The organism is Bythopirellula goksoeyrii, assembly GCF_008065115.1.
Lineage (GTDB): Bacteria > Planctomycetota > Planctomycetia > Pirellulales > Lacipirellulaceae > Bythopirellula > Bythopirellula goksoeyrii.
On the sequence record NZ_CP042913.1, the window covers coordinates 119,693 to 137,955 of the forward strand.

The 18,263-nt window shown below is 51.8% G+C and carries 15 protein-coding genes; 8 read left to right on the forward strand and 7 right to left on the reverse strand.

Annotated features, from left to right (window positions below; all coding sequences use genetic code 11):
- Nucleotides 1–24: 24 nt before the first annotated feature.
- The gene (locus Pr1d_RS00460) at nt 25–1,038 is read right to left on the reverse strand and encodes a DUF6973 domain-containing protein (protein WP_148071664.1); all 1,014 of its coding nucleotides are present in this window, start codon (nt 1,036–1,038) and stop codon (nt 25–27) included.
- Nucleotides 1,039–1,349: 311 nt separating this feature from the next.
- On the opposite strand from Pr1d_RS00460, the gene Pr1d_RS00465 reads away from it, so the two are divergent.
- A complete protein-coding gene (locus Pr1d_RS00465; RefSeq protein WP_148071665.1) occupies nt 1,350–3,041 on the forward strand; it encodes a SpoIIE family protein phosphatase in 1,692 nt (563 codons plus the stop codon).
- Nucleotides 3,042–3,053: 12 nt separating this feature from the next.
- Here the strand turns inward: Pr1d_RS00465 and Pr1d_RS00470 are convergent, their stop codons facing one another.
- Complete coding sequence (locus tag Pr1d_RS00470) at nt 3,054–3,935, reverse strand: hypothetical protein (protein WP_148071666.1); 882 nt, start codon at nt 3,933–3,935, stop codon at nt 3,054–3,056.
- A gap of 212 nt (nt 3,936–4,147) precedes the next feature.
- Between Pr1d_RS00470 and Pr1d_RS00475 the strand changes: the two genes are divergently transcribed.
- Nucleotides 4,148–4,954, forward strand: a complete 807-nt coding sequence (locus tag Pr1d_RS00475) for a 3-keto-disaccharide hydrolase (RefSeq protein WP_148071667.1) — start codon at nt 4,148–4,150, stop codon at nt 4,952–4,954.
- 119 nt (nt 4,955–5,073) lie between these two features.
- Here the strand turns inward: Pr1d_RS00475 and Pr1d_RS00480 are convergent, their stop codons facing one another.
- From Pr1d_RS00480 to serC, 3 genes are all read right to left on the reverse strand, one after another.
- Nucleotides 5,074–5,292 carry a BON domain-containing protein gene (locus tag Pr1d_RS00480; RefSeq protein WP_168204981.1) on the reverse strand — a complete coding sequence of 73 codons (219 nt, stop codon included), beginning with the start codon at nt 5,290–5,292 and terminating at the stop codon, nt 5,074–5,076.
- Between the two features lie 266 nt (nt 5,293–5,558).
- On the reverse strand, nt 5,559–7,187 hold the full coding sequence (serA, locus tag Pr1d_RS00485; protein ID WP_148071669.1) for a phosphoglycerate dehydrogenase: 1,629 nt from the start codon (nt 7,185–7,187) through the stop codon (nt 5,559–5,561).
- An 80-nt stretch (nt 7,188–7,267) separates the two neighbouring features.
- On the reverse strand, nt 7,268–8,365 hold the full coding sequence (serC, locus tag Pr1d_RS00490; RefSeq protein WP_148071670.1) for a 3-phosphoserine/phosphohydroxythreonine transaminase: 1,098 nt from the start codon (nt 8,363–8,365) through the stop codon (nt 7,268–7,270).
- Between the two features lie 271 nt (nt 8,366–8,636).
- Here serC and Pr1d_RS00495 point away from each other — a divergent pair, with 271 nt between their 5' ends.
- Together Pr1d_RS00495 and Pr1d_RS00500 are read left to right on the forward strand one after the other, a co-directional pair.
- Nucleotides 8,637–10,436 (forward strand): chloride channel protein, encoded by a 1,800-nt coding sequence (locus Pr1d_RS00495; RefSeq protein ID WP_210417845.1) that lies wholly within the window; start codon nt 8,637–8,639, stop codon nt 10,434–10,436.
- Nucleotides 10,429–10,608 carry a hypothetical protein gene (locus tag Pr1d_RS00500; protein WP_148071672.1) on the forward strand — a complete coding sequence of 60 codons (180 nt, stop codon included), beginning with the start codon at nt 10,429–10,431 and terminating at the stop codon, nt 10,606–10,608. The genes Pr1d_RS00495 and Pr1d_RS00500 overlap by 8 nt, the downstream gene beginning before the upstream one ends.
- 253 nt (nt 10,609–10,861) lie before the next feature.
- Here the strand turns inward: Pr1d_RS00500 and Pr1d_RS00505 are convergent, their stop codons facing one another.
- Nucleotides 10,862–11,872: a leucine-rich repeat domain-containing protein gene (locus Pr1d_RS00505; protein ID WP_168204982.1), complete on the reverse strand. Its 1,011-nt coding sequence runs from the start codon at nt 11,870–11,872 to the stop codon at nt 10,862–10,864.
- A 413-nt stretch (nt 11,873–12,285) separates the two neighbouring features.
- Here Pr1d_RS00505 and Pr1d_RS00510 point away from each other — a divergent pair, with 413 nt between their 5' ends.
- The 4 genes from Pr1d_RS00510 (at nt 12,286) to Pr1d_RS00525 (ending at nt 16,699) form a co-directional block, all read left to right on the forward strand.
- Nucleotides 12,286–13,692, forward strand: coding sequence for a Gfo/Idh/MocA family protein (locus Pr1d_RS00510; RefSeq protein WP_148071673.1), 1,407 nt, complete (start codon nt 12,286–12,288; stop codon nt 13,690–13,692).
- Between the two features lie 77 nt (nt 13,693–13,769).
- Nucleotides 13,770–14,120, forward strand: coding sequence for a hypothetical protein (locus Pr1d_RS00515; protein WP_148071674.1), 351 nt, complete (start codon nt 13,770–13,772; stop codon nt 14,118–14,120).
- A 36-nt stretch (nt 14,121–14,156) separates the two neighbouring features.
- A complete protein-coding gene (locus Pr1d_RS00520; RefSeq protein WP_148071675.1) occupies nt 14,157–14,543 on the forward strand; it encodes a BlaI/MecI/CopY family transcriptional regulator in 387 nt (128 codons plus the stop codon).
- Nucleotides 14,540–16,699, forward strand: a complete 2,160-nt coding sequence (locus Pr1d_RS00525; RefSeq protein ID WP_148071676.1) for a M56 family metallopeptidase — start codon at nt 14,540–14,542, stop codon at nt 16,697–16,699. Before Pr1d_RS00520 ends, Pr1d_RS00525 begins: the two co-directional genes overlap by 4 nt.
- A 169-nt stretch (nt 16,700–16,868) precedes the next feature.
- Here the strand turns inward: Pr1d_RS00525 and Pr1d_RS00530 are convergent, their stop codons facing one another.
- Complete coding sequence (locus Pr1d_RS00530) at nt 16,869–18,248, reverse strand: Nramp family divalent metal transporter (protein ID WP_210417846.1); 1,380 nt, start codon at nt 18,246–18,248, stop codon at nt 16,869–16,871.
- Between the last annotated feature and the right edge of the window lie 15 nt (nt 18,249–18,263).

An 18,263-nucleotide genomic window follows, 5' to 3' on the forward strand; every position in this document is an offset into this window, starting at 1 on the left:
GTACACTTATACCTTCACCATTGATTACGGTTCACGTCGAACTTCAGGGTCACTCATCAAGTGCTGCAAGACTTCATTCTCGCGGATTCCTTCTTCGGCATACTTTCTTCCAATTGCGTTGTTGTGCAGATCCATTTCGCGCTCGGCCTCAGTATTTCCTGTGTCACCCATTTCGTGTGCACTTCCTACTTGTTCGGCGAACTCGACACCATAAGCCTCCTTCAGGAGATAGCTCCAGAGAATGTGCCGATAAGCGTCTTGAGGGACTGAAGGGTCTTTTTCACTAGATCTAGACGATTTCGTTTCCGCTTCGTCTTTGAGTTGCAACAGCCGCGAGGCACGCAAGGGATGTGATGAAATGAGTTTGACTTCTGCTTGTGTAAGTTTCTCCCCAAACAGCGGCGACAACGCGACCACATCCTCCTCTATGAGGGCCAGCGAGTTCTCATCTCCTTTTGGCACGACATTCAACCGCAATTCGACAGGCTTGTTCTTAACGCTGCAGATGATTTTTCCGTCGATCTCCAGAGGCCAAATCGTAGTCCCGTCCGAGACAATACGTTCACCCTCTTGTAACACTTCTAAAATCACCGCATTGGGGTGAAATACGTTGAAGGGCAACTGGCAGTTAATGCGATCTATCACAATCTTGCGATCAGTAAACTTTCGATCTTCAGGAACTTCTGAAATCTCGGAAAGTGTCATTCCCCAAACTATCAAGTTAGCTCGACTGTCGAACCCCCAGCCAAGAGTTGCCCGTTCTACCTGCAGATCCCACTCGGGACCTCGTTCGTGGGGACTGCCAGATACTATTGCGCGTAAACCTGACCAGGCTGGCGAAAGAGTACCAGAAAGCCGAACCGAATCGAAGGAAGGCTGCGCAACACCAAGCCCCTTTTTTTCTGCTTTCGCAGCTACATCTGTCATAAGTCGACGAGATACGCGATCCAACGCTACGTTGGCAGCTACATACAAAATGACGGCTAAAACCACGAGAGTGACGAACAAACTGCAAATTATCTTCTTTTTGCGAGTCATGAATTTTTTGTGAGCCAACTTTCAGTCGCGGAGACAAGTAAGAGGTAGCTAAATTCTAGGTCTCATTCTCCGGCTTTGAAAGTCATGCCCCCAGAACTGCCTACGGCACGTTCTCTATACAAGCTGCATCGGTAGTACCATTGGGTCAATTTGCTGATTCGCTCGCATTGCTTGACGCCCCCCAATCCCCCCCCTTAAAATCATCAGTTCACACTACATGCTGATTCGATAGCCAAGGAAGGTTCCTTGAGCATCGAACGGCACTTCGCCTTTCTGAGTAAACAGGCTGCAGGCGAGCCTGCGGGGCAATCATGGCTGGATTGAAAATCGTGCAGGGTGGCGAAATTGGCCGTGTCTATGATTTAGACGAGGGCGAACACTGGGTCATGGGGCGGAGCCCCGAGTGCGACCTGGTGCTCGACGTGGCTGCGGTCAGTCGCCGGCATATCATTCTCACTAAAGAAAATGGACACATCTTTGTCAAAGACCTGGGAAGTCGTAACGGCACGTACATCAACAACGTCCGGGTCGAGGATCGAGGAGAACTCAAGAACGGCGACCAGATGCTTATCTGCGATATCTTGTTTGTCTTCGAGGATGGCTCACCGTCGAAATCCTTAGGAGGTGCTGGCCCCACGAACTCGTCGCTACTGCAAACACTTGCTGAAGAATCCGAGGAAGATCCGAACGCCACCTCGGAAATTATGGCAACTTTAGATGTCAGTAAAGGCTCAGCTTCAGTTTGGAATCTTTCAGCCCGGCCCGAGACTCAGCTGCAAGCCTTGGTGGAAATCTCTAACAATTTGGGCAGCACACTCACTGTCAAAGAGATACTTCCCAAGATTCTTGACAGTTTGTTCAAGATTTTTGTGCAGGCCGATCGTGGATTCATCGTCATGCGTCCGCAACCAACCGCACCCTTGGTGGCTGTAGCCTCCAAGGCGCGAAAAACGAGCGACGAGGAAAACATGCGTTTCAGCCGCACCATCGTCCGACAGGCGATGGAAGGCAAACGTGCGATCCTTTCTGCTGACGCCTCTTCCGACGAGCGATTTGGCATGGCCGAAAGCATTGCCGACTTTCAAATCCGCTCGCTCATCTGCGCCCCGATGATCTCCAGCGCAGGTGAATCGCTGGGTGTTGTTCAGATCGACACGAACAATCAGAGAAGCCGATTCACCGACCAAGATTTGCAATTGTTGGCAGGAATTGCTAACCAGGCCTCAATCGCACTCGACAACGCCCGATTGCATCAAGAAGCGATGAGCCAAATGGCACTGCAGCGAGACATGGAAGCCGCCAAACTGATGCAGCGTGCCCTGTTGCCGCATCACTCTCCAGAAGTGACCGGCTATCATTTCTTTGCTTACTACGAGTCGGCCTTTCAGGTGGGTGGAGACTACTATGACTACGTATCACTCCCCGACAATCGGTTTGCCGTTGTGCTGGGAGACGTTGCCGGCAAGGGAGTCCCCGCCGCTATTCTGATGGCAAAGTTGTCGAGTGACGTACGACTATGGTTGGCGATTGAACCCGATCCGGCCAAGGCTTTGGGTAAGATCAATTCGATCTTCTCTGGATATGGCTGGGACGACCGGTTCGTTACGATGGTGGTTGCCGTGGTAGACCCTGCGACGAATAAACTCATCTTGGTCAATGCCGGACACATGCCTCCCATTCTGCGGAACGCCAAGGGCGAGATTCTCGAGATCGGCGGCGAAGAAGCCGGATTGCCGGTAGGTGTCATCGACGACTTCGAATTCGAGGCCTACGAGCGTGTTCTCGAGCCGGGCGACTTTGTAACCATCTACACCGACGGCTTCAGCGAGGCGATGAATTCCGAGCGTGACCTTTACGGCGTGGAACGTATGATCGAACTCATCAGCGACAAGACCATCATCAACACCGATCTCGGCAACCGTCTGCTGGACGACGTGCGTGGATTCGCAGGGGACTACCCCCAGAGCGACGATATGTGTCTGGTATGCATCGGGCGGGATTGATCTGCTCGTCTCTTAGCGAACTAACATGAACCCGAACAGCAACGATGCCGTACCTAAACCACCCTCTGCGAAGTTCGAATACTCGATCCAGTCCTGGGCAAATTCGCCATCGATTGTCCACTGCAAGTCTCCCAGAGGGGAATTACGCTTCAATATGAGCGCTTCCACATCTAAGTAGAGTCCTCCTGCCATGTCTGATCGTTCATTGATCGGTGTGAGAGTACTACCTGCTGGTGGAGTCACCAGTCGCTGGGATCGAAACACGCCATGCATGTGAGAGAGCCTTCCTCCAAAGACCAGGCCAAGTCGGGCTTGAGGATCCTCGGTGCGGTCGTCTAGAAGCGAACCAAAATAGCACCCGACCCCCGCATGGGCACCCGCGCGACGTACTTCGTTAAGTGTCACACTGAATGCATCATCAACAATCATGGATGTATTTGTAGCCGTGTTGGTCTGTTTGCCACTTACATCGCGTGTAGTTTCCCCTTCCGCCGACAGATAAGAACCGCCAACATCGAAAAACAACCGTCGCCCTCCCATCCCTGGGCCAAGGGGTTGCCGACCACCCATAGAAATGGTGTAGCTGGTACCTCGATTCTCCTCCAAGAGGCCCGTCCCCAACACGGAAGTTAACCCCAGCTTGAAATATGGACCCGAGAGCCAGCCGACGGTCTGTGGGCAAGGTGCATACGAATTGCAATCCATGCAGGAGTAGCAATCCATGCATGTTTGGCCACCATACCCAGCGGGTTGGACAGCCGAATCCTCGATCATTGGCTCTTCCAGGGAAGTTTCATAGTATTGGTCGAGCGTAAACTGAGTATCTTCCGCCGCGCAATAGCAGCAGGAACACCCCCAAATTAGAAGAAGATAGACATTAGCAGCGAATCGCATGGCAATCTCGACGTCGAAGCGCGCAGGAAAAGAGAAGACTCTCTATCCATGTTCGGCGAGAACGTTGGCAAAGTTTAACGATTCCGCAGCACCTACCAGCTAGCATCGACTGCAAGAAGTCATGGCCGCTGGTCACGCAAGGTCCCCTATTCCGCTTGCGTTGTCCCTCTATACTGAATGGTCACTTTTCATTTTCTCAATGAGGCCCATCCATGATGCATTACAACCGAAAAACATTCACTACCCCACTCTTTATCCTGTTTTTGTTGGCATCTTACTCCCCAGCAGCCGAGCCCTCTACAAACGACGAAGAATGGATCAGACTCTTCAACGGTCAGGACCTCACAGGCTGGACGCCCAAGATTAAAGGCCACGGTTCAGGAGATAACTTTGCGGACACGTTTCGAGTCGAAGATGGTGTATTGAAGGTGGCTTACGATAAATATGTTGGCGATTTCAACGACCGCTTTGGTCATCTTTTTTACGAGAAACCGTTTTCCAACTACATCTTGCGACTTGAGTACCGAGTCGTTGGCGAGCAATCTCCTAATGCCCCTGCCTGGGCGTTTCGCAATAGTGGGATCATGATCCATGGCCAAACGCCCGAGTCAATGATTCTCGATCAAGACTTTCCCGTGTCGATCGAAGTGCAACTACTCGGTGGCGACGGTACACATCCACGCCACACCGGCAACCTCTGCACTCCTGGTACTCATGTCGTGATGGATGGTAAACTAATCAGCCAACATTGTACAAACAGCAGCAGCCCCACTTATCACGGTGACCAATGGGTAACCGCCGAGATAGAAGTCCACGGCGACAAACTTATTCGCCACAGAATCAACGGTCAGGTCGTACTTGAATACAGCGATCCCCAACTCGACGGTTCTGACCCTGACGCGAAACGACTGCTCGACGCCGGAGCAGAAAAGATGCTTACCGAGGGAACGATCTCGTTGCAATCAGAAGGACATCCGGTAGAGTTTCGGAATGTGGAGCTGATGGAGCTGGGGGAGTAGCCCATCTCAGAGAGTAGATTTTTTCTGCTGGAAAGAAGTTTTCTCGCTAAGCGGCAAGCCAACAGTTCAGAAAGCAATCCCCTCTGGCTACCAGCTAATAGCAATCGGCTAACAGCTTCTTATGACCAGCTCACCTGCAGCTGATTCTCTATTCCCTGCACGCCATCCAAACGGCGGACCACCTCTTGAGCCATTTGCTTTTGGTAGAAGGAACCAACGGTCCCTTCCAACCGGACCATGCCGTCATTGGTTTCGACGCGAAATTGCTTGACTGCAAAGTAGGGATTACCCGTCAGAGCGCCCTGAACTTGCTCAAAGAGTGGACATAGAGTTGCCATGGCTTGCCTGCTTGCATAGACCTGATTGGAGGGGGATACGGCGGGAGGGCTTTGAACTCCGGCAAGATCATGGCCCGAAAGAATATGGGTCATAAATTTGGTCTAGGATGAAAATCTGAGGGAATCCGCATCCGGTTTGCGGAAAAACGCGTCGGGTCGTGCGGAGTCTACCGTTTGGATGCAGATAGCGAGAGGTCAAATTCATGCAGTCTGAGAACTATTTCACGCACCAAATCCAGTCCGCGAGATCCAAACTGTGAACATTCTCAACCCTGAAGCCAGGAAGGCAATTCTCCAGCAGGTGGGAGGTGAATCACTTTGGCACTGCCGATGGCAGTCAACTGGCGGACCCCTTCCAGCGCCTCGCCAGAGGGGGGGGCGTCGAGATTTAAGATGCCGATAGCATCACCTCCCGCCGTGTCACCAGCCCGACCGACTGCCATCTGGCCAATGTTGACTCCATGTTGGCCGAAGACAGTCCCCACGCCACCAATGATGCCTGGTACATCCTCATGAGTGAATACCAGCAAACAGCCGTCGAGATAAGCTTCAAGCCGATATCCATCAATTGCGACCAGCCGTGGCATCGACTGGCCGAAAACGGTTCCAGCAACTTTGTGTTTCCCGGCGTCGGTTTCCAACTCAGCCGACATCGAAGAGCGGAACGATCCCATTTCGCTATGCGATTCGGTCGTGAGTTCAATCCCCCGCTCGCGGAGCATCAACTCAGCATTCACCAGATTTATCTCTTGGTCGAGGGCGTGCTTAAGCAAACCGGCGGCGAATGTGGCATTGAGTACCTTGATATCCCGATCAGCTATCTCACCACGATAAACGAGTCGGCACTGCCGAGCCACACCTTCCTGCAAGCCGGCCAGTAACATGCCCAACCGGTATGCGACATCCAAATAACCCCGTAGCGATTCGATCGTTTTGGCATCAAGCGGTGCAACATTCACCGCATGTCGAATCGTGCCGTTGGCCAAGTAATCTGTCAGCAGGCCGACCGCTTCCACGGCGACCTGTGTCTGAGCTTCTTCCGTACTGGCTCCCAGGTGTGGTGTGCAAATCACGCCGGGTTTTCCGAACAAAGGGCTGTCCGTACAAGGCTCGTCGACATAGACGTCGAGTGCTACTCCGGCAATTTTTCCCGAATCTAATCCTTGCAGGAGTGCCGCCTCGTTGTAAATCCCGCCCCGAGCACAGTTCACCAACCGCACCCCTTGCTTCATAATTTCCAGTTGAGGCACATCGATTAGATTCCGTGTCTCATCTGTAAGCGGAGTATGTACTGTAAGATAGTCAACTCTTGGGAGCATCGCTGCCACGGTATCCACCAGTTCGATGCCCAATTCTTGCGCTCGCTCCTTGGATAAAAACGGATCGTAGCCGATCACCTTCATCTCCAAAGCAATTGCCCGTTCGGCAACTGCCAGACCGATGCGCCCCAATCCGACAATACCAAGCGTCTTGCCGGCAACCTGCGAACCCATGTAGAGCTTGCGGTCCCATCGTCCTTCACAAAGACTTTGGTACGCCGGGGCCACGTTTCGCGACATCGCCAGCATCAAAGTGATCGTGTGTTCGGCAGTGCTAAGTGTGTTGCCAGCCGGCGTGTTCATCACTACGACTCCGGCTCGAGTGGCAGCTGCTTTGTCGATATTATCGGTCCCGACTCCAGCCCGCACGACGGCCTTTAGTCGCCGCGAACCCTCCAGCACTTCAGGCGTGAGCTTCACACCACTTCGACAGATTGCACCATCGAATTGCCCCAGGGCTTCGCGAAGATCGTCGCCTTTGAGCCCCGTACGGACTTCGTATTCGAAACCCGGTGCGGCTTTCAATAGATCGAGACCTTCTTGAGACAAATCGTCGAGAACTATTACTTTGTGCATGTGTGTTGAGCAGTGGTCAGTGGATAGTAGTCAGAGGTGATCATAACCGCGATGCAATGCATCGCCAGTCCTTCGAATTATTACTTTGCGTGCTTATCTCTAAAATCGATCATGAAATCTCGCAGTGCCTCGACTCCCGCGACTGGCATCGCGTTGTAGATCGAAGCTCGAACGCCGCCGACCGAACGGTGACCAGCCAATGCAGTAAGGTCCGCCGCGTCGGCCTGATCAATAAACTGGGTCGTAAGTTCCTCGCTGGGCAGACGGAACGAAACGTTCATCAGCGACCGCGAATCCTTCCGTGCATGCCCATCATAGAATCCATTGCTAGAGTCGATTGTATCGTAGAGCATTTTGGCTTTGGCTTGGTTGATGGAATACATCTTATCCAACCCGCCAATATCATTGAGCAGCCAATCCGTTACAAGCCTTACGACATAGATAGCAAACGTGGGTGCCGTGTTCATCAGAGAGCCCTGGTCCGCATGCAGCTTGAAATCGAGATAGCTGCCGAGTTCATCGCTGGATCGCTCCAAGAGGTTCTTGCGGACGACAACGATCGACACACCCGCAGGGCCCATGTTTTTCTGGGCACAAGCGTAGATCATGCCGTAGCGATCTATAGGGAGTGGCTTGTGCATGAAGTCACTTGAAGCATCGCAAACTAGTGGCACTTGGCCCGCTTGGGGTTCGGCAGCAAATTGCACCCCTTCGATAGTTTCATTGCAGGTGTAGTGCACGTAAGCTGCGTTGGGGTCGAGTTTCAAATCTGTATCGGAGGGCGTGTAAGTATATTTGTCGTCGGCCCCATCCCAAGCTACATTCATCGAACCCAGCTTCTTAGCTTCTTTGATAGCGGCCTTGCCCCACGAACCCGTGAGAATATAGTCGGCGCTCGGTTGCGATTCAGTAAGCAGATTCATGGGAATCATCGAGAACAACAGCCGTCCGCCTCCTTGTAGAAACAATACAGAATAGTCGTCCGAGATGCCCAGCAGTGTGCGGATGTTTTTCTCGGCAGCCTCGATGATTTCTTTGAAGGTCGGTGACCGATGGCTGATCTCTAAAATCGAGGCCTTCGGTCCTGGCAATGCCATCATCTCACGCTGTACCTGTTCTAATACTGTCTCAGGTAGCGTTGCCGGTCCTGCTGCAAAATTGTAAGCCCGTTGGGTCATCTTATTTGAGTAATCCTTTGTAACTGCGAGAGGGACGCCCACACGTCGTGAGCGGCAATTGACTCTAAAATCCGCTCCTCAAAAGGGGCCATTTTAGTGACTCCTCCCATACTTGGCGATGGGTCAACTTCACACTAAAACGACTCATCCGGGGGACAATAGTTCACCTGATACTCAAATTGCTATTGCGCGGTCCACAACTTGTGGCAACCCCTGGGGAGAAGTAGACTGAAATATCGCAGAGAGTCTCCGTTTGGAATTGAGGGTGGGTGTGTTTCAGCATATTCGGCGGTATTTTACTTCCATTTTCGATACCGAGTCTTCTGGAAGGCTTGTCTTTTTCAGCCCCTTAGTGGGGATTGTTGCCGGTCTTGGCGCTGTTCTATTCTTCTTCCTCCTGATGTGGTTCCAAGGGGCCGTGCTGGGAGGTATCGCAGGCTATTATCCCCCGGCAGCCGGGAGTGAAGCGATAGAGCATGTGCCTCAGAATCCTTCGCAGTGGTGGGTGGTTCTGTTGGTACCAACTATAGGTGGCTTGGTTTGTGGAATGATAGTCTATGGTCTCGCACCCGAGGCGGAAGGCCATGGTACCGATGCCCTTGTGCGAGCATTTCATCGACTCAGCGGCCGAATCCGAGGGCGAGTCCCCTTTGTGAAGACTGTGGCCTCGATCATCACTATCGGAACCGGAGGCTCGGCGGGCCGTGAAGGGCCAATTGCTCAGATTGGTGCCGGATTCGGCTCGTTTCTGGCCACCAAGCTGAGTTTGAGCGAACGCGACCGAAGATTGCTCATGCTTGCTGGTGCTGCCGGAGGAATTGGGGCAATTTTTCGCGCCCCTTTAGGCGGGGCTTTATTCGTGAGCGAGGTACTCTACAGCTCTACGGCCTTAGAAACCGCGGCAGTAATTCCCTGTTTCATCGCCTCGATTACGGCCTACACCGTCTTCGCGACCATCTATGGCCCCGGTTTGGCATTCAAGACGACCCCTGGCTTGGAGTTTGGCGGGGCTGAAGAGATCCCCCTGTATCTGGTTTTTGCCATACTTTGCGCAATCGTCGGCTACATCTATGTGTTGGTGTTCTATTGCATGCGCGATCGCGTTTTTCGTCGGCTACCCATTCCCAATTTTGTGAAACCTGCTGTCGGAGGGCTGATGCTTGGCGTCCTGGCGATCTGGCTGCCCCACTTAATGTCGGGTGGGTACGGCTGGATTCAAAGAGCCATTGATGGCAAGTTGACCATCTGGATCATGGTCGTCCTCTGCTTTGGGAAAATCTTCGCCACGTCATTCACGATTTCATCTGGCGGTAGCGGTGGCGTGTTTGCTCCATCACTTTTCATCGGTGCGATGCTTGGTGGGGCTTTTGGCATGGCCTGCCAGCAATTGTTCCCAAATCTGATCACCCATCCTGAAGCATTCATTCTCGTGGGAATGGGAGGATTCTTTGCTGGCGTCGCCCGGGTTCCCCTCACAGCCATGCTGATGGTTTGTGAAATGAGCGGGACTTACAATCTGCTCATCCCGCTGATGTTGGTCTGCATCATAAACGTCGCGGTCCTTTCATCACGATGGAGCCTCTATGAAGAACAAGTACCCGGTTTGGTCGATAGCCCTGCCCACCAAGGGGACTTTGTGGTCGATGTGCTAGAACAAATGTTTGTTCGTGACGTGATGCATCTGGATCGCAAAGTCGATTTGATCCCAGAAGACATGCCGCTCACCGAGATTCTCCGACTTGCTTCCTACTCCAACAACAGTTACTACCCAGTAGTCGACCAGGAGAAACAATTGGCCGGCATTTTTTCCCTGCGAGATCTGCGGGCAGTCCTCACCGGCAACGGCTCTGGCCCACTCATCGTAGCGGCCGACATTGCTACCCAACCCGTGCTGACGGTCAAAGCGGAAGACGACCTACATACTGCCCTACGCCGCTTCACCCAAAAAAATGTCGACTACCTCCCAATCGTGGAAACAGAAGCCCCGCGCCATGTCATCGGCATGTTAAGCCGACATGACGTGATTGGCGCCTATCACGACCGGGTCTCTAAGATGCAGCACCATGAATGAGTTGATGCCAATTGCCGAACCAGAACAACCGATGCGAAACCTCCCTGATTCCATCTTGGATAACTTGGCTTTGTTGGCCACGGATTTTTCTCTGGTCTCACCGTTAGGGCGGTCTCTCTTTGACCCTTGGGCTGAGGAGTCCAAGTTGCGGGTCAAGATAGACGTATTGTGACCGGTAGAATGGGCATTTTCTTGCAGAATTGAAGTCTGCTTCAAATCAATATGTCTTGGCAAAGCACTTGCAAATAGCACCTTGCCGAATCATGGGCGCGCACAACTCGCCGATTCTACTCTCCGAAATCACGAAACGGCACTCCATATATCAAACTATCAAAGAGCTTGCCTAATGTGTCGCAAGCTCCATTATCAGGATTGAGCTGGTAGAATCCACACCGATCTTTGTGCCATTTATAAGATTCTCTGTGTCAGTTCTCGAACTCGATGACCTGTAGATCTTCTCGGGAATCAGATAGTTCGTCGATCACATCGAACCCGATCCGCGTATTCGCGACGTTCATCTTTTTTAATCTCGGGAGTTTCCCGAGTGCAAGAAAGCTGTCGTCGCTAAGTTGAGTGCCGGCGACGTCAAGATCGACTAGATTCGTCATTTTCAGCAGTGCGGGCAACGACTGGTCGCTGATATTGGTTGCCTTGAGAATGAGTGTTTGGAGATTGCGTAAGTTACCCAATGATTCCATCGTTGCGTCGTTTGTCTTGGTTTCCCAAAGTGAAAGATATTCTAGTCCCGGAAGTTTGCCAATTTTTGCGATCCCCTCTGGAGTCGCTAAGCGACATTCACTGATGTCTAAGTAATTGATCTTTGGCATGGCAGAAATCACCTCCAGTCCAGCGTCGTCCACCGAAGAGTCGCGCAGGTTCAACCTCGCAATTTCAGTCAGGTTGGAGAGGTGAGCAAGCCCCTCACCGGTGACGTCGGTGCCCCGGATGCGGAGTCGCTTAAGTCGTTTTGCATTGGCCAATGCGGCCATTCCTTTATCGTCGATCTTTGTATAGTCCAACTGAATCTGCTCGATCGTGGGAATGGCACCAATTACTCTGAGAGATTCATTACTGATGGTCGTACAGTAATTAAAATTGATAGATTTCAATTTCAAGTCAGCCAGTTTGGCTACTCCAGAGTCCGTTATCTTTGATTTCTCAAGTTGAATGTCGACCAAGGATTTGAGTTTTGCCAGGCTACTCAAACCTTCATCCGTAATATTGGTGTTGCGCAAGTCGATCATTCTCAGCCTTGTGAGTCCTTCCAACTTACCAAGGTCTTCATCACTGATATTCGTGCGGCGTAGTCGGAGTATCCCAAGATTCTCAAGCTCGGCTAGTGCATCGACGATTTGCGAGTCGATTTGAGCATCGGTGAGGTCCACTTCAGAGACCTCGCCATTGGCGGCTCGCTTGAGTTTGAATCCGGCCTTCAAGAGAATGTCAACCGAGTCTTGATCGGCTAGAGAGGCCTTGGAATCGAAACTTTCTACTGGCAGCTTTTCATCAGCCGGAAAAGTTGATTCGCTAGCTTTTGCTTGAGTTCTGTGGGTACATATGTGGTACCCAGCCAGTAGTATCAAGGCGATCGAAAAAGAAAATGTTCGAATAGAGCGGAATTGGTACACTTTTATGCCAGTGGGTTTCGGAGGGTAACTTCAGTAATGGTGCAGTGCGAGACTGGTAGTTTACTTATTACTTGAAGCAATGACAACGATTTGATAAGTTTGGGTGTTGCGGCGATCTGCGGGCATAGAGTTTGCTAAGCTGGGGATTGATCGCGCATTACTTCCGTGGCCAACAATCAGGTTGTGACCTTTTTTGCCGTCCTTTCTCTCTTGGAATACAAATGTCTAGAAAATCGACTCGCAGGGATTTTATCGGGCAAGCTGCAACCTTTGGCGCAAGCCTGGGTGTTTGGTCCAGTGGTAGTTCATTATTGCGTGCTGACACTTCTGCCCTCCAAGGATTAAGTGCGGCCTGCATCGGTGTGGGGGGAAAGGGAAGTAGCGATACCAGTCATATCGCGGAGCAAGGAGTTGCAATAGTTGGCCTCTGTGATGTCGACCAAGGGACGCTAAATAAGAAGGGTCGAGAGTTTCCCGATGCAGCAAAGTTCTCAGATTTCAGAGAGATGCTGGATCGGCTGGGAGACAAAGCTGACATTGTTACTGTCAGTACTCCGGATCATACTCACGCCGCTGCGGCAGTACGCGCGATGCGAATGAAGAAACACGTCTACTGCCAGAAGCCTCTGACATGGTCAATCGCCGAAGCGCGAAAGATGCGTGAGGTTGCCGAAGAGACGGGTGTTGTTACTCAAATGGGTAATCAAGGAACCAGTGAAGATGGGCTCCGCGAGGCAGTTGAAGTTGTTCGCAGTGGAGCCATCGGTGATGTATCTGAAGTTCACATCTGGTCGAATCGACCGATTTGGCCACAAGGTCAGGGTCGCCCGGAAGGGGAGGATCCCATTCCGGAAGATTTGAACTGGGAAGCCTGGATCGGACCATCTCCAATGCGTCCGTTCAAGAAGGGGATTTACCATGCTTTTAATTGGCGAGGGTGGACCGATTTCGGGACTGGTGCTCTGGGTGATATGGCATGCCACACGACCAACATGCCAGTGATGGCGCTGAACCTGTTCGACGCGATGGCTGTAACTCCCCTCAAGAACCCAGGCCTGACCGAAGGTGAAACTTACCCGGCCAGTTCAGCATTACTGTTTGAATTTTCTGAGCGCGATGGTTTAGCCCCATGTAAATTCTACTGGTACGATGGAGGAGAACTGCCAGGCGACGAAGTAGTAAGACAATTGCCTGCTTCGTTTCAAAAGCGTGTCCAACAGCAAAGAGAGGGTGGCAACAAGACAAGCGGCTCTGTACTGATTGGTAGCAAGGGGACCCTCTTTTCCCCAGATGATTACGGAGCAAAGTACTATCTGCTCCCAAAGGAAGACTTCGTTGACTATCATCCGCCAGAGCCAACCTTGCCCAGAATTCCCTACAATTCAGGGGGCGACCAACGCCAGAAGTGGGAGTTCGTCAATGCGATCAAGGGAGATTATGCTCCCGGAACGATGTCCAACTTTGGCTACGGAGGCCGCCTGACTGAAACTATCTTGATTGGGAATCTGGCGCTGCGTATGCCCGAAGGTACCCGAATTGAATGGGATGCTGCGCAACTCAAAAGCCCCAATGTTTCAGAAGTCAATCAGTTTGTACAGCGCGACTGCCGACCGGGTTGGGAGATCTGAGATAGATCAGGCAAATGTGTGGAGAGCTGCTCAGTTCTGCGTCGCGGCTCAAGCGGTGGTGAGTACCTTGCCAGAGCGTGCGACGTGGCCCAGTGGAGCTGTGGGTTCCCAAGGGGCATGCCGACAATCCGGTGAATGTGCTTGAGATCGGTGGCACGACGGGCATTCCCAAGAGCCGGATTGCCATGCAAGACTTTCTCACCGCCTACGCACTCCTCAGCGATACCTCGCCGGACGAGTACTTTCCGCGCTGTAGCAATCGGTTGATGCTTGGCCCCTCGAAGACGCGAGGCGGAGGGGACGGAAAAGTACTGCTATACACCTCGTTTCAGCCCGTTACCTTGCGGTCGATGCTAGCAGGAAGTCGCAGTTTTATTGACCAACTCCATTGGTATTGCGATAGCCCCATGTCTGGGTCTATATTTTGACAAACCAAATTTGGTTAAACAAATATTGAGGTAATTATGGGTCGTCCGCCAAAGAATGAACTTACTGAACGAGAGTTGGAGGTGATGCATGTCTTCTGGAAGCGAAGTGATATCACTGCGAGCGAGGCACGTGCAAACCTTGCCAAAAGCGGGGTGGATCGAGCCTATGTTACGGTCGCCAACCTGGTCAGAATATTGGTGGACAAAGGATTTCTGAAACCCACCAATGAGGAACGCCCGTTTCGTTATCGTCCTATGCGCACCTTTGAAGAGGTGTCTCAAAGCTTGGTGGGAGATCTGGTTCAACGCGTGTTTCAAGGGTCTCGTAAACAGTTGCTGGTCAACCTGCTCGGGAGTGAAAAGAAACTCACCAAACAGGAAAGAACGCTTCTCAAAGAAGTTTTACGGGAGCAAGAGAAATGACTACATCCTACCTATGGTGTGTCATGCAGGTCACCTTGATATCGGCGACCGGGCTAGGTTTAACATGTAGTCTATGTCGCCGCTACCCTGGGATAGGTGCCCAAGTAGCAAGCACAGCGACGGCGACAATCCTCGTGATAACCATCCTTATACCGATCTCGCTCCCAAGAATCTTCACTCCACAATCCAATGTGGAAATGACTGCAGACTCGACCGGCTCAGAAGAAACTACCAACTTCAAATCTGTGGAGGATCGCTCTCACGGCCAAGGATCTCCGGTCTTCTTCAATGCAATGGCATTGTTGTCGGATGTTGGACCTCTTTCAATCGGCAATACTACATCAAGAACAACGCTCGGATGGATTCTCACCAGTCTGGTAACTCTTGCTGTAGCATTCATGGTCTGGGGGATGCTGCGATTCATTGTTTCCCTAAGATACATCGTTAAACTGATCCGAGCGAGCGTGCCGATAGAGGACCGCCATGTTCTTCACAGAATTCTTCAACTCGCAGAGCATATTGAAGTTCAAAGGACAATAATACTTTGTGAATCGGCGGAAGTTGCTAGCGCGACAGTCGTCGGTTGGCGAAAACCGAGGATCATCCTTCCGCTCGATTGGCGCCAGTGGACCAACGATCAACTGCTGGCGGTGCTTGCGCATGAGTTGGCACATATTAAGCACAAGGATTTCATATGGCGTTTGCTGAGCAGTCTTGCTGGTGCCATCCATTTCTACCATCCCTTGATTCACTCTCTAGTGAAAAGATTAGCTCTGTCGCAAGAATTGGCAGCCGATCAATTAGCTGCTGCTACCGTTGGGGGACGAACTAGATATTTGAAGGCGTTGTCACAGTTGGCAATCAGCAGAGACGATTCTGTATGGCTTCGCACGGAGCCAATCGTTTTGCCTGCCTTGTCGACTAACTTGATCAGGAGGATCAACATGTTACGAGCAAAGGATTGCGAACAGGAACGAAGCGCGCAGCGTGGCCTACGAGGTCTTTCCGCTGGCGTTATTGTTACTCTCGGTGTCGTCACGATGGTTTTGAGAAGTTCGGCTGAACCATTGAACGCGACACAGGCAGAGAAAACACGATCGGTCACGGCGGCTGAACCACCCAAAGAATTCGAGGCATTCAATAGGGCGCCGATTGATATCTCCCTAGTTGGGGACAATGAATCTGGGGTGTTTGCTATTCGCTTGGGTGAGCTATCGCATCATCCCGCGTATCGACCCACAATGAACTTGTTCAACAACCTTCTCTGCGAAGTCATACAGGAGAACCTTGGAAAAGATATAGCGGCTGACGTTCACTTTGAATCGATCGACTATATCATCGGTCTACTTGATCTGACAATTAAGCCGATCGAGAAACCCAGCGATGCACAGCATAAGAATAAGTTGATGTTTGGCTCGTCTGAAGTAGTGCTTCGCTTCCGTGAAGATGTTCAATGGCAATCATGGATCCGACGCAATCTTCCAAACGCTGAAGAGAAGAGCGAAGGGGATGTGGTTTATTTTGAGTACAGTTTAATGGCGTTTGGTCCCCAGCCTTTGCTGATTGTCGCTCGCGACAGTCGCACGGTAATCTTGGCACACTCCTTGGAGAGGCTTAAAGAAATGGCGGACAACAAAAGTGTGCATCAAACGAGCGATACTCTGGCAACCGAGTGGCAGGCCGCAGACAGGGGGCTTCTAACGATCGTGGCAACAGACAAGTCAATCGAATCTGCCGAATCTACTTCAACCGAACCGGCGGAAATGGCTTGTCGTGCAATCCTCCAGCACACGCGAAAGATTTCCATCGGATTGGACCTGGAAGAAGAAACCGGAAATGTCGGCTTGAAGTTCAGCTTGATTTCTGAAGACGAGCAATCCGCCGAGTCGGTGAGCGAAGCGATCGAGAAACTCATTCCTTTGGCAATCACAGGCCTGACTAAGCAGATCAATGAACACGAATCGGAACATCCGCTTGAAAGTGTTGAAGTCGCCTATGAGCAATTCTGTAAGGAATTCCTGGAAAGAATTTCGACGAATGTCTTGAAGCGGGCCGATGGATCTTACGCAAACGAAATTTTAGCGGTATCGAGATTTCCTATGCAGGAGATGATGCTGGCATTGGCTAAGCATTCCGACGAACTTGAAACTCGATGAAATCGAAATTCTGGAAATGAGAGGCCATCTGCAGGGCGACTCTGCGAGTCGTTCTGCTGGGCTTCTATCTTAGCGAAACCGCTTATCGGCATCCGTTGAATGCTGAAATCTCCAAACGCTCCGCTTAGACGAGAATGGCTCGACAGCCGCGTGGCGGCTAACCTGGTTGCTAAACTGTTTCAGCAAGCCAGGAAGCAACGGCCGTCCAGATGCCATAACACGCTAGAGAAACAATTGAAACCGTGCTGATCCAGAACACAACGTCGTACAAGATTCCAGGATTGAGCTCAGGCAGCGACCGACGATAACGGAAGTCGAAGGCTGCGACGACGACAATCAACAAAATCGCCGCCGTAGCTAGACCCCCTAACATGACCATCAACACCGGTTGCTCGATCCACAGGAACGTGATCGTCCACAACGTGGGAAACACCCAAGCGAGTATCTTAATCGTCCGCACTCGAGAAACTTGCTTCGTGAAATCGATCCAGCCGAACTGACTAAATGTGTCGCTGTAGATGCGTGTCCAAGCAGCTAGGGCGGAGAAGGTCGTCGAAAAGAGTACGAAGAAGGCACCTGCTAGAAAGACATCTCGTGCCCAGGGTCCGAGTGACTCGGTGTACATGTTGGCGAGAGTGGCTACCATCTCATTTCCGGCTGGGATTTCATCTCGTGCGTGTAGTACGGCAGCACCTAATATGTAGAAAGCCGCCGTAACAGTGGTGTAGGCGAGCATCGACAGAAGGGCATCGAATACCATCACACGAGTCCAACCTTTTGCCCGGCGCAACCAGTCGGCATCTCCGCGCTGATAGGACCCAACTCGCGAGGCATAACCCTTTTCGAGCAACCAATAGGTATACTGCATAATCTCATCGCCACCGACACCAGTAAGCCCAAACGCGGCGAACACGAAGAGCAATGCTCCAGGCGGCACTTGGCCTCGCAACCCATCGAGAATCTCATTCCCATTGAGTCCGTAATCCGTCCATTGAAGAGCGGCAACTGATACGAGTGTTAGAATCGTAAAGACACAGGTCATGCTCAGCGACATCATCTCAATCAGCTTGTATCGTTCGCTGAACACCAATGCCGCGACTGTGATTGCTACGACAGCACACCATGCAGGTATCGAGAACGTCGGCATGATGAGATTTAAGAGAATCGCAAGCCCCCCCACGATCCCGCCGACTTGTAGAATCTTGATTGGTAATAAAGCCAACCAAAACCAGATCGTCCAATGCACACGGCCGATTCGCCAGCCGGGAAGCTTATTGATCGCCACGAGAGCCGTCTCGCCATGATGGATCGTGTGTCGGCCAAACTCCAGTTGCAGCACGACCTTCACGAGACAGCTCACGAGGATGACCCACAAGGCAGTGAATCCCGCCTTAGCACCAAGCGTGGTTGTGGCGATCAATTCCCCCGACCCAACGATCGACGCTGAGAGCACAAATCCGGGGCCGCAATATTTCAATTGATCAAGAAACCTTGTGGGAGGCTCCTGAATAGATGCCGGATCGAGAACGTAGGGATCGCGTGGGGGCAAGAGTGTTTGTCACCA

Excerpts from the sequence above, each read along its gene's own strand:
- Pr1d_RS00460 (WP_148071664.1), bottom strand. The coding sequence starts at position 1,038 with ATGACTCGCAAAAAGAAGATAATTTGCAGTTTGTTCGTCACTCTCGTG.
- Pr1d_RS00465 (WP_148071665.1), top strand. The coding sequence starts at position 1,350 with ATGGCTGGATTGAAAATCGTGCAGGGTGGCGAAATTGGCCGTGTCTAT.
- Pr1d_RS00470 (WP_148071666.1), bottom strand. The coding sequence starts at position 3,935 with ATGCGATTCGCTGCTAATGTCTATCTTCTTCTAATTTGGGGGTGTTCC.
- Pr1d_RS00475 (WP_148071667.1), top strand. The coding sequence starts at position 4,148 with ATGATGCATTACAACCGAAAAACATTCACTACCCCACTCTTTATCCTG.
- Pr1d_RS00480 (WP_168204981.1), bottom strand. The coding sequence starts at position 5,292 with ATGGCAACTCTATGTCCACTCTTTGAGCAAGTTCAGGGCGCTCTGACG.
- serA (WP_148071669.1), bottom strand. The coding sequence starts at position 7,187 with ATGCACAAAGTAATAGTTCTCGACGATTTGTCTCAAGAAGGTCTCGAT.
- serC (WP_148071670.1), bottom strand. The coding sequence starts at position 8,365 with ATGACCCAACGGGCTTACAATTTTGCAGCAGGACCGGCAACGCTACCT.
- Pr1d_RS00500 (WP_148071672.1), top strand. The coding sequence starts at position 10,429 with ATGAATGAGTTGATGCCAATTGCCGAACCAGAACAACCGATGCGAAAC.
- Pr1d_RS00510 (WP_148071673.1), top strand. The coding sequence starts at position 12,286 with ATGTCTAGAAAATCGACTCGCAGGGATTTTATCGGGCAAGCTGCAACC.
- Pr1d_RS00520 (WP_148071675.1), top strand. The coding sequence starts at position 14,157 with ATGGGTCGTCCGCCAAAGAATGAACTTACTGAACGAGAGTTGGAGGTG.
- Pr1d_RS00525 (WP_148071676.1), top strand. The coding sequence starts at position 14,540 with ATGACTACATCCTACCTATGGTGTGTCATGCAGGTCACCTTGATATCG.